A 16308-nucleotide genomic window follows, 5' to 3' on the forward strand; every position below is an offset into this window, starting at 1 on the left:
AAAACCTTTTTACGTCTTGGTTTTAAAGGGCTCGCTTTAAAACTTACAAAATGTACACTTCAGTTGAACTTCGGGATTTTATCCCACAACTTGTCCCAAAGAATATGAGTGGGACAAAGATCATTACCGGAATTCGTATTAAAAAGGATTACGTGAGAAGCGATGGAACATCTGCGCTTTACCTCAGAATCTATGAATCCAGGAAACCGGCCAAGAAAATCGCACTGGATATCTATGTACCGATATCAAAATTTGATGAGAAGCGCCAACGCGTAAAAAAAACGCACCCTTTAAGTGGGGATTACAATTTGATCATCGAGCAAAAGTTGGCAGCGGTCAATGAAATTATGATTGAATACCGGCTTCAGAATGTCACCATTACTCTTGAGCGACTTATTGAAGAATTGAACAACCCTACTTCCCGTCTTGATTTTATTGTCTTCTATGAGCAAGCTTTGAAACTTGAAGAAAACAATTTGGCAAAATCTACCTTCAAACAGCAGGGCAGCTCCTTGAAGAAACTGAAGAAGTTTAGTCCGAAGCTTTCTTTTACTGATATAGACGAGAAATGGCTTAAGGAGTTTACAGGTCACCTGCGAACTAAAGAGAAGAATCAACGTGTCACCATTGATACGTGCCTGAAGAATATTAAAAAGTATCTCAACATCGCACGGAAAAACGGTGTGCGTTTTCCTTTGGATCCTGACACCATCAAAATCAAACAACCACGCAGTAACAGAACCTACTTATCGCTTAAGGAACTGGATAAGATGATGGAGTATATGAACGCCAGCTTCACCAACGAGGTGCATCAGATCATCTGCGCTAAATTTCTATTTTGCTGTTTTACCGGCTTACGCTTGGGTGACTTTATGCGACTCACTAAAGATGACATTATTGGCGAGTACATTTTGAACTACAACCATAAATCTGATTTTAAACAGAAAATTGAAATCACGCCTGTGGTTAAGGAACTCTTAGAACTGCCTTTTCTTTTAGAAAATATCTACACTGAAAAACACCTGAATGAAGAGATCAAAGCAATCGCAAAAGTATTGGGGATTAAAAAGCGTATATCCTGGCACGTAAGCCGTCATACATTTGCGATGAGTTACTTGGCCACCGGAGGAAATATCACGCGCCTACAACAGCTTATGGGCCACAGCGACATTAAAACTACTATGGTGTATTTACACGAGGACCGTGAAGGAACCAAAGAGGATCTGGAACGCTTTCACTCGAGGTTTAAAAGTTGAGAGACTCAGCGGTGATCTCAATGGTGGTGACACTTCCTTCTTCTGAAACGGTGTACTCTTTTGCCACGTAGGTCTGGTTATTAATGTAGAATGATTTGTTCTTTTTAAGATCATTAATTACTGCATCAGTAACCGGACCTTTAAAAATAGCCTCTGAAGCATTTAGACGAAATCGGTTCCAGTTCACCCAGTAGTTTTTATTGATACCATTTTCACCGGTAAAACTTAAGGACCTTCCATCATAGGATGCGATAGCCAACTGCTTTCCATCAACTAAATCAAAAATTGCTAAGCCTATTCCATCCTTATCCTTTAGCTCTTCATTATAACCGCTTATTCTTGTAGTTACCGGAAGGTATTTAAAAGCATTCTCAAACTTCTGAATATAGTTTTCCTCAAGTCCGCTTTCTACCCCTTCCTTCACAACCCGAATTGATTCATCCTCTTCATTAGCATATTTTAAAACCACACCTAAAATCCCTCCTTTACGATAATATTCTGATTTGAAATTATAGGATGACAGATCAATGGGCACATTATTAAGTAGGGCTTCTTGATTTCTTACAATTGATAGCGTCTTTTTGATCTCATCAATTCTGAAGTCAGTGTTGAACAATAGCGAAATCTCATTTAATAATTTAGCAAACGTCCAGTCTGGCACATATCTGGAAGTATCAAAGGTTGGATGAAACTGATAATACGGCTTATTGTTTTTTTTATAATTGATACTGAATTCTATACTTTCCGGAAATGGATAATCAACATCTGTTGTTAGTTGAAACGTTAGGGTTTGACCAACTTTCGATTCATCAGCTTCAAATTCATAGTATGATTCCATCACATTTGTGAGCTCATCATACCCATCGTTTACCTGCAGTAAATAATTTACACCGCCTCCAGTATCTGGAAAGTCCTCTTCAAAAATACCCGCTCCTGATTGAGAAACGTATGGGAAAAGTGAAATGTCTGTAATGGAAGGATCGATCACCATTCTCCCCTTAATTCTATAAGTACCCGCTGCAGGAATCACATAATCATAATCGTGCCAGTAACTTTCACCTGTATTACTAAGCTCTGGAGTTATTGTGGTGAAGTCCACTACGGTAGTATCGAAAACATTGGGGATTTCCACTCCTTGATTCTCATCTGAGAAAAAGAACAACCTTCTGGAAAATGAATCTATAAAATCACCTGTTAACGAATAGCCAAGACTATTTAAGCAACGTTTGATCGGAGTAAGTAAAAACACCTTTGGAAACAGCATGTTGTCATTACGAGGGAGCACGGTGTATTCATCGGCTTCATACAACGTATTTAGGATCGCGTGGTATGGTGTTGTTTCAGATGCGTCATTAACCCGGTTACGGATTTTAAACGCAGCTTTTGAATCGTAATAATCCCGATAAGAATAAATAGGAAAGCACCATTCGCGATTCGGGAAAAACAATGCATTATTTAAAGCCGTGAAGGCTTCCCATCCAGAATCATCGACAACCGTTTCGCTCGTCTCTGCGTAAGGTTCCGGATCTGGATTACCATTCACATCGATTACCGGCATAAAATCACGAATCTTCTTATCAAATAAATCAATCAAATCTGATTCGTAGATTATATCAGCTTTTATCGTATTAGCGTATATCTCACCAATCACGATCTTACCTTTATAGTATACACGGCCTTGAATCACATCACAACTAACAATAGATTTCGCATTTACGTTCTGCAATCTATCAAGCTGTAACTTTTCAATTACTGCAGGCGTTTTAATAATTAGAAAAGGAAATTCATTGTGCGCGATTTTCACACTATTACCAAATGCATTATTCGTTTCCTTAATTTGAAACGTGTCTTTTTTATACGGGATCTCAACACCGTCTATTTCGATGCGTAAACTCATACAACTTCAAATTTTTCTGAATTATCTTCAGGTGTGTTATTCTGAAATGCAAATTCCAAAGTATCACTATACAAAAACTCTCCATCAATAAACCCTGCAGATTTCTTACTAATTACCTGCACCATTTTATAAGTACCCTCATATAACATATACAGATCCAGTGCTTCGTTTATAGCTTTAACCAATGACAATTGCTGCTTGAATAAATGACCGGTATTGACTTTGATTGATGTTTCTGTTTTTACACTGAAGGTCTTATAGCTTTCATCGGCCAATTGATATTCTTCTTTGGTATGGTTGTACTCCACTTCTTGCTGACCGAACAAGGTTGCAGCCAAATAAATACCATTGCGGTTTTTAAAATATAATTGAGTGGGTGAATAAATCGAATTGAAAAAGGGTGTTAGAACCAACTGGTCAAAGTTGGTCGTACCGTCTCCTATTTTCAAATAATTTTTTGCCGTTAGTTCTATGTTGGTCAGATCGATCTGCGCGACATAAATTCCTGATGCAGCATTGCTAAGCGTGCCTGTTTTTAAAACTGCCTCTTTATCTGAAATCAGATTGTATTCTAAATCACTGCTTGTATTGAGGTAAAACGCAAAGGTCACTTTGGAGGTTGCAGAAACGTTAAGCGTTTTAAGTTGCCCTGGTAAGAATTGAAACTTTTGTAAATCATCGAAAACAAATGGAATTGCAGCCTGAATCATATAAAAGGTAGGCGCATCTACAGACTCGATCAAACTATCATCAACCAATAAATATTCATTGATAGTAACATCTACTTTAATTTTAAGACTGTCTAAACGTTGAAAGCCTTCTAGATCAAATGCAGGCAAGATCTCTGCAAACCTATTTTTATAAAAGTCCTTCAAATCAATACGCACTTCGTTATTGAGCTTACTCCAGCTTTCTTCGATCTCAACGGTGTCGTTGACAGTGATCACTACTCTAAAATAATGCGTGGCCCCATTATCTGTAGTTGCTTTAATGGTACACGGGTTTGCATTGAGCAACACGCGATTTTCTTTGGGATATCTGGTAAGTGTTATCATTCTGCTAAGGTTCCATTTTGGGCAGAGCGTTTGCGATCTGCCTCCATTTCTTCAAGTTTTTGTTGATCCCGGTACCCAATTGCCGCCACGGCTTGGATAGGCTGACTAAAGCGCTCCATCAACATTGCAAGTAGTGCGTTGTTCTTTTCAATATTCAATTGCATCGCTTGCTGTTGTTCTGTGACGGGCAGTTGTGAAACTGTAGCCTGTTGTGGGTATTTACCCATCTCATAACCACGCACACCTGAACGTACATTGAGAATGTGACGCACCACCGTAGGATCTAAGCGACGAAATGTAGCATTATCCACAACCAACTCAGGGCCGCGCTCCCCTGCCATGTAATCATCGCTAAAGTGTGTGGGCTTTGATACAATACCCGTGCGGGTGCGACCGCCGTACTTTACATTAAAGGTTTTGCCGTCTGTACGTGTTAAAGGATATAAACCATCTTCGTAGCCGCGTACTCGCCCGGCTTGCTGCCCCTTTTTAGTAGCCGATTTAATGGTCTTTACCAATCCGGCAACTGTTGCCGCAAAACCAATAATCAAGGGAATGTTAGCAGGAAACGGAACTGAAGAAGCTGTTTTCGCAGTACCTTTCGCAATGTCTGTAGCGGCTTCTGCAGCATTAAGATTTGCTTTGGCTGTGAATAATCCTAATGCGATCGCCTGTTCCTTAAGTGCGAAGAGTTGTTTTACGATAAGCAATGCCTGCCCTACTTTTGTTTCTGCACCGGCGGCTTGTATGGCTGCATCTACAGACTCTTGAAACAAGGCTTTTCGTTTTTTTACAACGGCCTCTTCGTCTTTGATCTTCTTTTCACGCCATTTATTCTCAATCTCTGCAATGGCTGCGTTTTGCTGCTCGGTAAGCAGTTTTAAAAGCTCGGTTTTTTGCGCTTCATTAAGTTGCAGGCGTTCCAGTTCCTGCTCCAATTGCAGCTGTGCTTTTTCGTTTTCCTGCTGCTGTTTTAATATTTCTCGCTCCTCTTCGGATGCCGCATTCTCCAACGCAATTTGATTCTCTAGTTCTCGCTTACGATTCTCAAAATCTAATATACCTTGCAACTCTACTTCTTCATCCCTGGCACGAGCTTCATCGATCTTAATTTTATGTTCGTCTTCAATCAATTGCAAAACCTCTTTGTTTGCCTTGAGCGCATTAGCTTCAGCTAAAGCTCGTTCCATTTCAAGCTTTGCGCGTTTCTCGTTAGAATTTGCAAGACGGTTTTCTTTTTCCGTTATATACTTTTCTTCTAACCGTTTTATAGCCTCTTGCCGTTGTTTCTCGGCTTGTTTTGCAGCTTCTATTCTAGCCTTTTCTTCATCTGACAGTGTTGGTGAATCATTATTGGTATTATCAGGCACATCAACTACAGTCTCACCTCCTGCTCTCATAGCGCCACGAAACCCTTTATTAAAAGCTTCACTAGCATTTGCTCCAACTTTTTCAAACTCACTTGACACTGTTTTTAAAGCAGCTGTCACACTAGCCTTAGAACCCGATAGGTCAAAAGGATCAATCTTTATTTCACTTATAGCAGATAATGATTTAACAAATGGAACAAAGTCATTCATTAAACTGCGAACTGCAGCCCCAATGCCTGATAAGCTTGCGCCTATTATTTGCAAAGTGGTGCCAAAGACCTGTATCCCCGGTGTACTAAATATATCTGCGAGTTTTGAGAATAAGGAATTGACTACAGGTATATCTGCAATTAAATCTCTAAAAGGTTGTGTCACGTTTTTCAGTCCAACCCATAGCACCTTTATCCCAGAATTAAGAGTGGTCACGCCTATAGAAATTCTGTCAATTTGATTGGCTAAAAATGAAATCACACTATTGCCAGAGGTTGCAGAACCAAACAATTTACCCAGATTCAATTGTAAATTATCTAAGGCCGCATTCCATCTTGCTGAACCGCTTGCAGCTTCATCCAGGATATCACCAGCCTCTGCAACTTCACGTTTGGCAATATTAGCAACGGCCTGTACAAAATTTGGTGTTTTCTTCAACTCTTCATTGAGCGCTGCTGTTGAAATACCCAGGTTATCAATTCTTAACAAGGATTCTTTGGACAACCCTTCTACTAAACTATCTCTAAGTTTATCTACCGACTCACCAGTCTGCGTTGCTCTAACTATTAAAAACTCAAATAAAGCATCAGCATCATCTAGTGGGATATCAAAGTTTGCTAATTCTACTAAAGAGCGTTTGATGTCAAGATCTGACAACGTACCTCTTGCAGCTTGCTTCACTCTATTAAATGCGTCTTCTCCAGTATCACCTAAAGCTTTAAAGGCAAATTCGATACCTCTTGATTGATCCACAAGCTCAATCCCTTCAGCAATAAAATCTTTTGCCCAAGTTATTGCTCTACGCCCAATCTCTATTGCAGCACCAATACCAGTTGCCATCCCAAGCCAACCTGCTGCATTGTCCAACAGCGATTTTTTTTGAGCGCCCATTGCATTGGTGGTATTGCGCATTTGAGCGTATACCTCACGCTTACGAGCCACAACCTCTTGAAGCTCTTTATTGTATTTATGCCATTGAGGTGTATCCGGGCTAAAGCTACCCATAATAGCTTTAAGGCGTTTTTCTTCCTGCGCGAGCTGTCTGGTGGTTAATGCTGATAGCCCCATTTCTTTGCGCAAGGTATTTTGCTCCTCCCTATTGGCTTTTATGGCTTTGTTGTTTTCAGTGAGTTGTTTGGCCAGATTCTTATATGCTTCAGTTTCCTTTTTACCCTGAGCTACTAGTTTAGCTTTTTGCTTCTGGATCTCTGCATTCTCCTTTTTGAGATTACGCTGTGCTTGCTGTAAATCTCCAAGTTGTTTTTGCGCTTCATTCCCATTGAGCACAATATCCATTCGTAAAGTTTCGTCTGTGAGTCTCTTAGCCATTGATATCGATGTTATATCGCTGGGCGATGGTTTGACGAATGGTTTCTGTAAAGCCGTACGCGATCTTACCGGCTAGAATATTGAACTCTCCCCAGATCTGAGAATTGTAAAGTTGTACCTGACGTAAGTTTTTCCAGCGGGGCTTCATATCGAGAAAGCGCATTTCAATATTATGCGATAATGATAGTTGTCCCGGAGTAACGTGATATTTACGGGTGCGAAGAATATCATCTACATCAACTGTAGAATCTGCTGCAACGCGTTCTTGACGCTCATAGATTTCTTGAGCGGTTTCTTGCAATACCTGATCGATGTACTTCTGCACTATAAAGTTCGCCGGATTGCTGTTTTGTAGTTTTTGCACTGCACTCATACCACAATGATAGCGAGTACAGTTGCTTAGTATGTGGACAGCGGCGCGGCCGCATCGAAATAAAAAAAGCCCCGCAAATTACGAGGCTTTTAATTCAATTTAGATATTAATCTAAAATTCTAATGTAATCATATGTTTAATATAATCTACAGTAAGCTTTGAATGTTCTAAAAAACCTTCTGTACCCAAAATAGGTGGGTATAAATTATTTCGACCATATTTAAACTTAACGGTAAGTGTATGCACTATGTTACGCATCGTGACGTCTAAAACATCTACCTGCAAATCATACTCGTATGTTTCCAAGGCTTTACCCGTTACCCCTTTAATATTGCTATTACTTTTATGAGCATCATCAAAAGGAAGTCCTAAATAATTAGCTAACATCATAGGTAACATACAAACATCTGCTCCAGTATCTATCAAAGCCTTTACCGCTTGTGATTTACCTGTACTTGGATTAGATATTCTAATGTGGGCATCAATTAATCGTTTGCCCTTTCTTTGAAGTATTGGAAGGTTACAAGTTTTCAAAATATGAAGCTATGATTTTCAGGTTGAATGGTTTCAACATAAAAATCAACTCCGGAAGTTTCCGCTTCTTTGAAAACTTCATCATAATCTGTTCCTTTAGAGATAATTTCTCCTGTAAGAATGTTTACAGCAGAAAGGATCGCCTTTTCTTCTACTTGATTGCTGTTTGATTTCATTTTCTGCGGGTTTTATAAGTTGGGTAATTAAGTGCTCAAATGTACTAACTAGCTTTTAATTAATAGTTAACTACGTCCTAAAAACGACGTGTTTCATCGAAATAGACTTGATTTTTAACATATAATCCCACTCAAAGTGTATTTTGTCGAGTTTTTTAACGCTAAAAAGCCCCGCAAATTGCGAGGCTGATGATTAGTAGTGTGATGTTTTTATTAATTCGCTATGCGATGTCGCTCTGGGCTTACGATGATTTCACAATGATCAAGCTTGTCAAAATTAAGGCTCAACTCACGAAGGAGTACTTCTTCTGGTAATTGCTCTGAATCGTAACAGCTACCAAAATGCAAATCTTGATAATACATTATCTCTCCATCTACGATTAAAATAGAGGGTGTAGGCTCTTCTTCTTCGTAAGCCTCTGCGCGGTTAACGTATTCCCACACATCTTTAAGTGTGGCGTTATACATTGCTACGACGGTGTCGTTGTCCCAAACGATTTGAATTTTTTTATAATTTTTCATTGTAACAGGTTTAAAGATTGATGATTAAGATTGCGGGGTAAACACCTCGTTATTGAGTTCTTTAAGTTTTGAGAAGAATTGCATATTCTCTTCGTGGGCCACCATAAAACTGGTGCGCACCTGATGATCATCTGCAATAGGACTCCTTAAAAAAGCATCAAACAAAGTATTGTGATACTCGCGCCAAAATTTAACCCCGCCTTCATCCAGGCGTATTAAATCTTTAAGTGCTGCTACAACGTGCTCGTTGTTCTGGGATTGTGATCTGTTATTGGACATAACTTTTGATTTAAATACCCGCCACGGCCGTCCAATAACAGATCAATGAAGATAGTACCACCGGATTGATTACCGGTGAGCCAATGGCGGGCGTTCTTTAAAATTTTCTTTGAAATATTCATATAATCTGTTTATTGGACATTTCAAATATAGTCAAAAATCCTTAATCACAACAGATTGTAAAAATAAAGCCCTGTGAGATACAGGGCAATAGTATAATTGTATAGGTTTAAAAAAGCCTACCAGTCATCCAAATCAGTTTTACCGTTCAAATAGTTCTCAAACTCCTTCATGTTTTTATTGATAAAATCATCTGCTGCTATACGGATATCTTCAACCCGCTTCCTTGGTTCTCCCCTATTGTTATAAAAACACGAATCAAAAGCACCGCCTTTGTAAAAAATGGGCATTCCAGCAACTAGAACTGTTGCATCTACTATCTCATACTTAACACGCCCCTCTTGAAAACGCCAATCCATAAGCAATTGTATGGACGCTCCCACAAGGCTTCCATTTTGGTAAAACTCGACTTTATTTATATAAATCCCCTGCCAACGTAGAATCTTACCGGGTAATTTATTTTTTATAATTGAATCTGGTTGCTTAAAATTTAAATGCAAATATTCTAAAGATTTATTGTAAAGATCCTCTGCACTTCCAGGAGCTTTTAAAACTGCATATCCATTAAGACCATTTGGAGTGATGTAAAGAGAGTCAACTTCTTGAGCGAAGCATACTGTTGTTAATAGTAAAAAGTAGAGTAGTTTCATATTAGATTTTTTTATGATTATTTACCAATCGTCTTTAGGACTTTCCCCCCAGAGCATCTTTTTAATGGCTCGCAATTCGTTATTAAAATAGTTTTCAATATCCGCTTTTGATTCTTCCAGTCGCAAATCTCCTTTTTTATTATAGATTGGATACCCCTTCCATATACTTCCCGAGAAATACAGTGGTCTACCACCATTTTGCGCTGTCATATTCAAGGAGGTGATCTCATATCTTACACGACCATCCTTAAAACGCATTTCAATAAAGTAACGCGCATCAATATCAAGTTTGAAACCTGCATTATTGACCACAGTTAAGTTAGGTTTAAAGGTTTCTATTTTTAAATATTCTCCTTCAACTTTTCCTTTATAAACTTCCTCAGGGTCTCGGTAATTCATTTCAACATACTTGATCGCTCGATTAAACAATTCGTTAGCTGATATGGTGTCTGCCTCAATAACAAGAAAATCACCATATTCATCGAATTCCAACCCGTCTGGAGTTACTTCAATTTGAGCGAAGCACGCTGTTGTAAAAAGTAAAAAGTAAAGTAGTTTCATCATAGCGACTCTTTAATAATTTTTTCGATTTCTGCTTTTGCTTCTTCACTATCAGTTTCAATTTTTAAATCAAAGTTATGATAGTCCCCAACAACTAAAACAGTTGCATCGTACTTATGAGAAATAACCGACAGATTCTCTTCAAGAATTGGAAAGAGGGTATTAACTGCTAACATTACTTCTTGATTAATATCAACCATTCCAGAAACACCTGTGTCTGGTGACATTTTTTTTAATTTATTTTTTACCGTTATCATTGGGTATTTGATTAGTAGTGAGCTACTAAGATAAGTAAATCTATTTTATAAGTGTTTACGGAATTCCGTATGGAGCAAGACAAAAGAATGCTTATGAAGGGAAGTGGATATAGTTAGCCCCGATTAGGGCGAGGCCTTGTTAAGCAGTTTAACCTAAGTGATCTAGGCTATTAAAGAACTGGATAAGCTCTTCATTTGCTGCAAGCACACGCAGGCGCGTAGGTTTGTGATCTGCAGTGTCATCGCGCAAGAATGCAGCTTCTAATTGCTTAAGGTGTGAGATCCAATAGTGAGCAGCCGTATCGTCTACGGCTATTAATTGGTTAAGGGCTTCTTGGGTTTTGGTGGTTTTGTTAGGTTTCATAAAATAGATTTTAGCCTAAGTTATGAATTAAGCATTTTAGCAGTTAGCCGCTTCCCAGTCGTTGAAGTCAGACATTGAAATCCCCATAGTTCTCAAATTTGTCTGAATGTGAAAGCGTGGAATCTCTTTTTCTGCTCCCCTAAAAATAATAGAGCGTAAGCAATTTGGGCATTTCCACTTATCATGTGAAGCTCTAGTACTGTTGTAAGAGCAGCCTTGAGATTTAAGAAAGTTTTCCCAACATTTTGTTTTTACCGGTTTATTATACTGCGTCATTAAACTGCCATTTCTGCGGTAGAAAGCTCTACATCATCCGGTAAGTTGAATTCCTTTTTAATGTCGTCGTAAGTAGTATCACTTAAATCAACAGAAAGCTTTTTCTTGAAATAGCGGTCTCTGGACCATCCTAACTCGCGCATTGTTTTATAGAATAAATCGGTACCCTTTTTAATATTAAGGCTTTCAAAAAAATCTTGTAGCGTCTCTCGCATCATCAAATGAGCTTCTTTCTCATCTTTGCCATAACTAGACATTTGTAAGCTAGGTATATAAAGTATGAAGAAATCTCCTTCCCAGAAGTTTATAATCTGAAACTTACCATTCACCTTTCCTTCTGAAGGATTCAATTTGATTGTGTCTTTACGCATTTCCCGATACTATTTGACAATTGCACAGTTACAATAACAGTGTAACACAATATTAGATTAAATTTAGAAACTGTACAAATTCTGTACTTTTCCTTAACTATTGATTAGCAAATCTTATGCCGTTCTATATGAAGACTTAAGGCTGATACTTATATCCCAACCGTTAGTCTGGTGAAAATTTTCTACCGGCAGGATCTGGAGGGTGCTCAACTCAAAATACTTAAACACGCAATGCGCCGGGAAGGCTTTGATTTGCTTCACCATAAGATCTACAAACTTAAGCGCCGCATCTTGAGTCACACTAAACGCCTGCTCATACACTTCGTCACCTGCGGTTGTATCCAATTTACGAATGATCATAAACGAGAGTGAATTTGCAAAGCGCAGGTTATCTTCATTATTGCCAATGGGGCGTGCACCAGGTAATAACGCTATGAGATAGACATCATCATCCACGTGGCGTATATCACGGGCGTAACGCACATACCGGTCTTCACTGGCTGTGATTAAATCACCGGTGATCTGGTCATTGTCGGCTTTGGCGAGATTAACGAATTCCCGCAGTTCGCTTACTTTTAGCATCGCGTTTTAGTTTTTCGGCCTCGTGGTGTTTGGTTACCAAAAAGACCAGGATTTCAAATAAGTTATGTGCGGCGGTCTGGTTGAGATCGCCAAAGACTTGGGTTTCGGCCAGATCATAAAGTGTACTCTTAAGACCTATTCCCGGAACGCCAGTAGTGTTGCTTTCTGACTTTTTAAAAAGCACGGTGAGATCTACCAGATGCCCGCCGCCAATATCAAGGGCGTTATTAGTCGCTATCCATTGTTGACAGGCTTGAAAGAATAAACACACGCCATACTTCACGGCTACATCAATCTGCGCAACAGCTTCCAATCGCTGATCTACAAGTTCCGGATTGTAATGCTTCCCTTCTGGGACGTATAAATGGGCAACTAAAAGGTCTAAAAACTCAACGTCCTTGGTACTGTGAAAATCGTGAAACGCATCATTGCCCGCTAAGTATTGCCCAAAGCTGATGTTTGCCAAAGCTGCTTTTGGTCCGCGCCACTTCTGATCACCCACTTCGATAATCTCTAAATGGTTGTCAATATGATCCAGTTGGACCGCACGGGCTTTTTTACCTTTAAAAATCTTCAGCTCATAAAAAGACTCGAGCAATTCACTAATGCGCCAAACATTCTCCGCAACCTGCGCAGCTTCTTCAGATTGCTTCTTTAGGTTCACTTTGCGCTTCATGTCAAGCAGCTTATACAGTAACTGTACTTTCAACTCTGAAAAGTTGATCAATCCGGTAAAGAACTTAAAGTTCAAATCTGTGAACATCAGGTATTGTTCCCGGGTACATTCTGCAATGCTCTCGGGAAATGTAAGCGTAAGGCCCGTTTGTTTGATTTCAAGCTTATGCATGCTCTACGCGCATTTTCTTTTTATTGATCTTGAGCGCACTGCCTTTTAAGGCTTCGCGGTTCTCCCCTTCGACAGCAGTGGCCAACTGGTGGTTGCTGAGTTTACGTTTTGCGATGGAAGCTTTGCGTTTAGGATCAAAGGCGATGATGCGCTTGTTCTTTGACTTCTTATTAGAAGATTCAACCACTTTAAGCGTAGCAGCTGCTTTTTTATCACCAATGTGCTGACCAAGGTTCTGAAGCGATTCTGCAAAAAATTCAGCCTCCTTTTTTTCTTTTCGGCGTTTGATCATTTTTTTAATTCCGCCGATGGTAAACCAACGCTTTAGAAAAATGACACATTGACCGCTGTAGTATTGTAGATAGAATTTCATTGATATATGGGTTTTATAATTTATTAAGTGTGAAATGGCGCAGTACTACTTTGTAGCGTTCTTTCTTAGTTTCAATCGTGTAGATGTATTCAATACCACTATCCCGTACATCTTGCATACTGATTAGTTCATATTTCCCGAAATATTCATCGACCAAATCCTTTGCTTGACCAATACTTTCGGCTACTCCTACGATTACTGATTTATCATCAGCATCAAATGCTTCAGCTACTACTACATTCATTTTATTGCGTTTAAATTTTACATCGACACGAATCCCGTGCCTTCTTTTAATCCACTGAATGGATCGCGTTGCACGGTGTCTTTAGTTTGATTCATTTCGGCTAAATGCTGCTCTAAGTTGCGGGTATGCAATTGCGCTTTCGCACGAAGCTTTTGCACCTTCTCTTCAATGATACCAGCGCCATCCTTGGTGAATTCCTTATAGCTCACCTGATCAGGAAACATCTCTATGGGATGCATCTCATATCCATCTGCCAACGCATTAAATGCAATGGCTTTACGTGCGTAGTTAAGTAAGATCTTGTCAGTGGCGGTAAGCGTACTCTCATCACGAGCAGCGATTGAGGTTTGTAGTACGGTATATTTATCTGCTCCCAAGACTTTTGAAACCACTTCTAGTTCGGCATCTTCCATAAACGGCGTTAGGCGATGGTACAACTGCCCGCTATCGTTGATAGGATAAATCGCGTCAAGAATACTCGTATTATAAATGAGTAAACCTTTAGCCTTCTTATATGCCTCTGATTCGGTCCACGATTCGTGAGCGAGTTCGTCTAACTTTTCAAAAAGAATATCCAGCGCACGGTAAGCGCGTTTCATATGAGCGGCGTTATCGGCTTGAATTTGCCATTCCCAAGCGGTGGTCTGGTTACCTGTCTTATTCTGAAAACGCCCAGCGCTGCTGTGTTCCAGATCACCGCTTTGCATATAGTTAAGCGCGGCCATCGTAAGTATATACAACTGAATGTTTTTTACGATCGCATCCTGAAGCTCGTCCTTATCTGCAGGAATATTTGGATCCTGATAATCATTTGGAAGGGTTGTAGGATCATAATGGTACAACGCTACTTCATACGCCTTTTTACCAATAAATTTGATCAAGAGCGGCGTCTGCAGTTCAATATCTGTAATTAGATTGTCAAAGTCGAATTGCGCATCAAAGTAGCCTAGAAGCTTTTTAAGCTCCTGATGCCCGTTGCTGTTTTTATCGAAAATTAATCCTTTCATATCGTGGGTTCTTGAGATTTAGGCCGCTGTGAAGCTGTCGTAGCTTGAAGGGGTTGCACCAACTTATGGAAGAAACCTATCTTAATATTCTCTCCAAAATGTGCTTTGATCGCATCATTAAAAGGTTTGGTCACGTAATACTCCGGAAGCATCACGCTGGTATTTTGATGATTGAGTACCGCATAGACCAACTCTGCACCGCTATCGCTTTTGCCGTCTGCACCCACATTAGCCAGGGCACTGTGAAGTCCGAGAGCAGTTAATAAGGCGCGATCGGCTTGAGCTGCGACTTCTAATTGGGCGGTAACATACTCTTTAACCTTTTGCTCAATAGGCTTAATCTTCCAGCCTTCTTCGACAGCTTGGCCGCCAATCATACGCACTACATAAGGGTTGTGCCAAAATTTGCCAACATTATCAATCCCTGCGAGTATTTTGGTGAGTTTGCCCAAGATCTCTTCCCGTAGATCATCTAACATCTTTTCAGAATAGACCTCTCCGGGTTTCAGATTCTGCTTGATAGTTTTCTTTTTTTCATCCCAGAATGTAGCGGGAGACTCGATGTGCCAACGAATAGACAGCGAATTATCTGCAAGCTTCGCAATGATCTTTGGGATAGCTGTGGAGTTTTTTATCCAAGGGATCGCACCTAATATTTCAGGAGCAGAATAGTAAGGAACCCCGAAAGAACGGCGCACCGTGTAGTGAATTGATATGGCGTGTTTAAAGGGTTCTTTTGGATCAAAAATGGGATATACTTCAAAAGTCTCATTGCGCTTATTCTTGAAGTCCCCCACAATGATATGTGTGGGTTTAGGCAGATAAGGCCTTGTGAATTGCTTACGATACGCTAAGCGACATTCAGTAGCGCTAAGTGGCTCAACATCTGCAAAGCCGGTCTTACCTCCTATCCTTGCAGCACGATTGCGAGACATCTTAGTGAACTCTAAACTCACGTGATAGAACTCAGCAGCTAAGTAATGTAGCTTTTCTTGATAGCCCAGCTCTTCAAGCCAGTTGGTTATTTCTTCATTGATTACCGGTGTACGCACGAAGTTAGTGCCGTCTGCCTCCTCTTTGTAAAGGTAAGGCCCCTGCTCAATCAGTAACTCGATCTTACGATTCTGAATGCGTGGCGCAAGGTGATTGGGATAAATGTTATCAATGATCTGATTAGGTATGTCATCGGCATCACCAAAAGGAATATACTCGTAATCGCCAATATTGAGCGGGCTATCCTTCCAGTCGGTGAAGTTCTCGCCTGTCTGGGTGGCAGTTTGAGTTTCACCACGTCCTGTGATCTCAAAGAAGTAAGCGTTAGCTTCATCTACTGAGAGGTATTCTTTAGTATTAATTCTAGTTAATGCACTCATCGCTGTAGCTTGATCTTAATGTGATTGACTTCCATAAGGCCGGTAATGTGAACACTACGGCGCTCTTTATTCTCCAGGTTAAGAAATGGAAGGATGTGTTTTTTATTCCCGCTGGAATTCATTCGACCCAGCTGGGCACGATCTACATAACCGGTTGATCCATCTGCCTTGCAGTAACGCACACTAAAAGCTTTGCCTTGCGAGGTTAGTGTTCTCATTGTCTCAATGGCCTGCTCGTAACTTGGGAATGATTGATTTGACATAAGACAATGATAGCAAGCT

Annotated in this window: 21 protein-coding genes; 1 reads left to right on the top strand and 20 read right to left on the bottom strand. The window is 39.9% G+C overall.

What is annotated here, in order from left to right:
• Positions 1-50: 50 nt before the first annotated feature.
• Positions 51-1256, top strand: coding sequence for a site-specific integrase (locus tag WA338_RS05335; protein ID WP_336092459.1), 1206 nt, complete (start codon positions 51-53; stop codon positions 1254-1256).
• On the opposite strand, the gene WA338_RS05340 is transcribed toward WA338_RS05335, so the two are convergent.
• The 20 genes from WA338_RS05340 to WA338_RS05435 all read right to left on the bottom strand — a co-directional run bounded on the left by WA338_RS05340 (position 1246) and on the right by WA338_RS05435 (position 16289).
• A complete protein-coding gene (locus WA338_RS05340) occupies positions 1246-3153 on the bottom strand; it encodes a hypothetical protein (RefSeq protein WP_336092462.1) in 1908 nt (635 codons plus the stop codon). The two genes, WA338_RS05335 and WA338_RS05340, sit on opposite strands and share 11 nt — an antisense overlap.
• Positions 3150-4208 carry a hypothetical protein gene (locus WA338_RS05345; protein WP_336092464.1) on the bottom strand — a complete coding sequence of 353 codons (1059 nt, stop codon included), beginning with the start codon at positions 4206-4208 and terminating at the stop codon, positions 3150-3152. Before WA338_RS05345 ends, WA338_RS05340 begins: the two co-directional genes overlap by 4 nt.
• Positions 4205-7117: a hypothetical protein gene (locus WA338_RS05350; protein WP_336092467.1), complete on the bottom strand. Its 2913-nt coding sequence runs from the start codon at positions 7115-7117 to the stop codon at positions 4205-4207. The genes WA338_RS05345 and WA338_RS05350 overlap by 4 nt, the downstream gene beginning before the upstream one ends.
• Positions 7110-7490 (bottom strand): hypothetical protein, encoded by a 381-nt coding sequence (locus tag WA338_RS05355; RefSeq protein WP_336092470.1) that lies wholly within the window; start codon positions 7488-7490, stop codon positions 7110-7112. The genes WA338_RS05350 and WA338_RS05355 overlap by 8 nt, the downstream gene beginning before the upstream one ends.
• Positions 7491-7601: 111 nt before the next feature.
• Positions 7602-8024 (bottom strand): retropepsin-like aspartic protease, encoded by a 423-nt coding sequence (locus WA338_RS05360; RefSeq protein WP_336092472.1) that lies wholly within the window; start codon positions 8022-8024, stop codon positions 7602-7604.
• A complete protein-coding gene (locus WA338_RS05365) occupies positions 8021-8200 on the bottom strand; it encodes a hypothetical protein (RefSeq protein ID WP_336092475.1) in 180 nt (59 codons plus the stop codon). The genes WA338_RS05360 and WA338_RS05365 overlap by 4 nt, the downstream gene beginning before the upstream one ends.
• 213 nt (positions 8201-8413) lie before the next feature.
• Positions 8414-8722 carry a hypothetical protein gene (locus WA338_RS05370; RefSeq protein WP_336092477.1) on the bottom strand — a complete coding sequence of 103 codons (309 nt, stop codon included), beginning with the start codon at positions 8720-8722 and terminating at the stop codon, positions 8414-8416.
• Positions 8723-8746: 24 nt separating this feature from the next.
• On the bottom strand, positions 8747-9001 hold the full coding sequence (locus WA338_RS05375) for a hypothetical protein (RefSeq protein WP_336092480.1): 255 nt from the start codon (positions 8999-9001) through the stop codon (positions 8747-8749).
• A gap of 239 nt (positions 9002-9240) precedes the next feature.
• On the bottom strand, positions 9241-9771 hold the full coding sequence (locus WA338_RS05380) for a hypothetical protein (protein WP_336092483.1): 531 nt from the start codon (positions 9769-9771) through the stop codon (positions 9241-9243).
• A 21-nt stretch (positions 9772-9792) separates the two neighbouring features.
• Positions 9793-10335, bottom strand: coding sequence for a DUF4468 domain-containing protein (locus tag WA338_RS05385; protein ID WP_336092486.1), 543 nt, complete (start codon positions 10333-10335; stop codon positions 9793-9795).
• Positions 10332-10589 (bottom strand): hypothetical protein, encoded by a 258-nt coding sequence (locus tag WA338_RS05390; RefSeq protein ID WP_336092487.1) that lies wholly within the window; start codon positions 10587-10589, stop codon positions 10332-10334. The genes WA338_RS05385 and WA338_RS05390 overlap by 4 nt, the downstream gene beginning before the upstream one ends.
• A 148-nt stretch (positions 10590-10737) precedes the next feature.
• Entirely contained in the window at positions 10738-10953 is a 216-nt protein-coding gene (locus WA338_RS05395) for a hypothetical protein (RefSeq protein WP_336092489.1), read from the bottom strand.
• Between the two features lie 275 nt (positions 10954-11228).
• Positions 11229-11600 carry a hypothetical protein gene (locus tag WA338_RS05400; RefSeq protein ID WP_336092492.1) on the bottom strand — a complete coding sequence of 124 codons (372 nt, stop codon included), beginning with the start codon at positions 11598-11600 and terminating at the stop codon, positions 11229-11231.
• Positions 11601-11714: 114 nt separating this feature from the next.
• Complete coding sequence (locus WA338_RS05405) at positions 11715-12182, bottom strand: hypothetical protein (protein ID WP_336092494.1); 468 nt, start codon at positions 12180-12182, stop codon at positions 11715-11717.
• Positions 12148-13029: a hypothetical protein gene (locus tag WA338_RS05410; protein ID WP_336092497.1), complete on the bottom strand. Its 882-nt coding sequence runs from the start codon at positions 13027-13029 to the stop codon at positions 12148-12150. Before WA338_RS05410 ends, WA338_RS05405 begins: the two co-directional genes overlap by 35 nt.
• A complete protein-coding gene (locus WA338_RS05415) occupies positions 13022-13402 on the bottom strand; it encodes a hypothetical protein (protein ID WP_336092500.1) in 381 nt (126 codons plus the stop codon). Before WA338_RS05415 ends, WA338_RS05410 begins: the two co-directional genes overlap by 8 nt.
• Before the next feature lie 13 nt (positions 13403-13415).
• On the bottom strand, positions 13416-13646 hold the full coding sequence (locus WA338_RS05420) for a hypothetical protein (protein ID WP_336092503.1): 231 nt from the start codon (positions 13644-13646) through the stop codon (positions 13416-13418).
• Between the two features lie 17 nt (positions 13647-13663).
• Positions 13664-14653, bottom strand: coding sequence for a DUF6712 family protein (locus WA338_RS05425; RefSeq protein WP_336092506.1), 990 nt, complete (start codon positions 14651-14653; stop codon positions 13664-13666).
• Positions 14650-16026, bottom strand: coding sequence for a hypothetical protein (locus WA338_RS05430; protein WP_336092508.1), 1377 nt, complete (start codon positions 16024-16026; stop codon positions 14650-14652). Before WA338_RS05430 ends, WA338_RS05425 begins: the two co-directional genes overlap by 4 nt.
• Positions 16023-16289 carry a hypothetical protein gene (locus WA338_RS05435; protein ID WP_336092510.1) on the bottom strand — a complete coding sequence of 89 codons (267 nt, stop codon included), beginning with the start codon at positions 16287-16289 and terminating at the stop codon, positions 16023-16025. Before WA338_RS05435 ends, WA338_RS05430 begins: the two co-directional genes overlap by 4 nt.
• Positions 16290-16308 lie beyond the last annotated feature (19 nt).

Source organism: Leeuwenhoekiella sp. CH_XMU1409-2, assembly GCF_037029365.1.
Classification (GTDB): domain Bacteria; phylum Bacteroidota; class Bacteroidia; order Flavobacteriales; family Flavobacteriaceae; genus Leeuwenhoekiella; species Leeuwenhoekiella blandensis.

Coding starts and splice junctions, on each gene's coding strand:
- WA338_RS05380 (WP_336092483.1), bottom strand. CDS start 9,771: ATGAAACTACTCTACTTTTTACTATTAACAACAGTATGCTTCGCTCAA.
- WA338_RS05375 (WP_336092480.1), bottom strand. CDS start 9,001: ATGTCCAATAACAGATCACAATCCCAGAACAACGAGCACGTTGTAGCA.
- WA338_RS05355 (WP_336092470.1), bottom strand. CDS start 7,490: ATGAGTGCAGTGCAAAAACTACAAAACAGCAATCCGGCGAACTTTATA.
- WA338_RS05435 (WP_336092510.1), bottom strand. CDS start 16,289: ATGTCAAATCAATCATTCCCAAGTTACGAGCAGGCCATTGAGACAATG.
- WA338_RS05340 (WP_336092462.1), bottom strand. CDS start 3,153: ATGAGTTTACGCATCGAAATAGACGGTGTTGAGATCCCGTATAAAAAA.
- WA338_RS05390 (WP_336092487.1), bottom strand. CDS start 10,589: ATGATAACGGTAAAAAATAAATTAAAAAAAATGTCACCAGACACAGGT.
- WA338_RS05405 (WP_336092494.1), bottom strand. CDS start 12,182: ATGCTAAAAGTAAGCGAACTGCGGGAATTCGTTAATCTCGCCAAAGCC.
- WA338_RS05430 (WP_336092508.1), bottom strand. CDS start 16,026: ATGAGTGCATTAACTAGAATTAATACTAAAGAATACCTCTCAGTAGAT.
- WA338_RS05345 (WP_336092464.1), bottom strand. CDS start 4,208: ATGATAACACTTACCAGATATCCCAAAGAAAATCGCGTGTTGCTCAAT.
- WA338_RS05410 (WP_336092497.1), bottom strand. CDS start 13,029: ATGCATAAGCTTGAAATCAAACAAACGGGCCTTACGCTTACATTTCCC.
- WA338_RS05420 (WP_336092503.1), bottom strand. CDS start 13,646: ATGAATGTAGTAGTAGCTGAAGCATTTGATGCTGATGATAAATCAGTA.
- WA338_RS05370 (WP_336092477.1), bottom strand. CDS start 8,722: ATGAAAAATTATAAAAAAATTCAAATCGTTTGGGACAACGACACCGTC.
- WA338_RS05350 (WP_336092467.1), bottom strand. CDS start 7,117: ATGGCTAAGAGACTCACAGACGAAACTTTACGAATGGATATTGTGCTC.
- WA338_RS05395 (WP_336092489.1), bottom strand. CDS start 10,953: ATGAAACCTAACAAAACCACCAAAACCCAAGAAGCCCTTAACCAATTA.
- WA338_RS05425 (WP_336092506.1), bottom strand. CDS start 14,653: ATGAAAGGATTAATTTTCGATAAAAACAGCAACGGGCATCAGGAGCTT.
- WA338_RS05415 (WP_336092500.1), bottom strand. CDS start 13,402: ATGAAATTCTATCTACAATACTACAGCGGTCAATGTGTCATTTTTCTA.
- WA338_RS05385 (WP_336092486.1), bottom strand. CDS start 10,335: ATGATGAAACTACTTTACTTTTTACTTTTTACAACAGCGTGCTTCGCT.
- WA338_RS05335 (WP_336092459.1), top strand. CDS start 51: ATGTACACTTCAGTTGAACTTCGGGATTTTATCCCACAACTTGTCCCA.
- WA338_RS05400 (WP_336092492.1), bottom strand. CDS start 11,600: ATGCGTAAAGACACAATCAAATTGAATCCTTCAGAAGGAAAGGTGAAT.
- WA338_RS05365 (WP_336092475.1), bottom strand. CDS start 8,200: ATGAAATCAAACAGCAATCAAGTAGAAGAAAAGGCGATCCTTTCTGCT.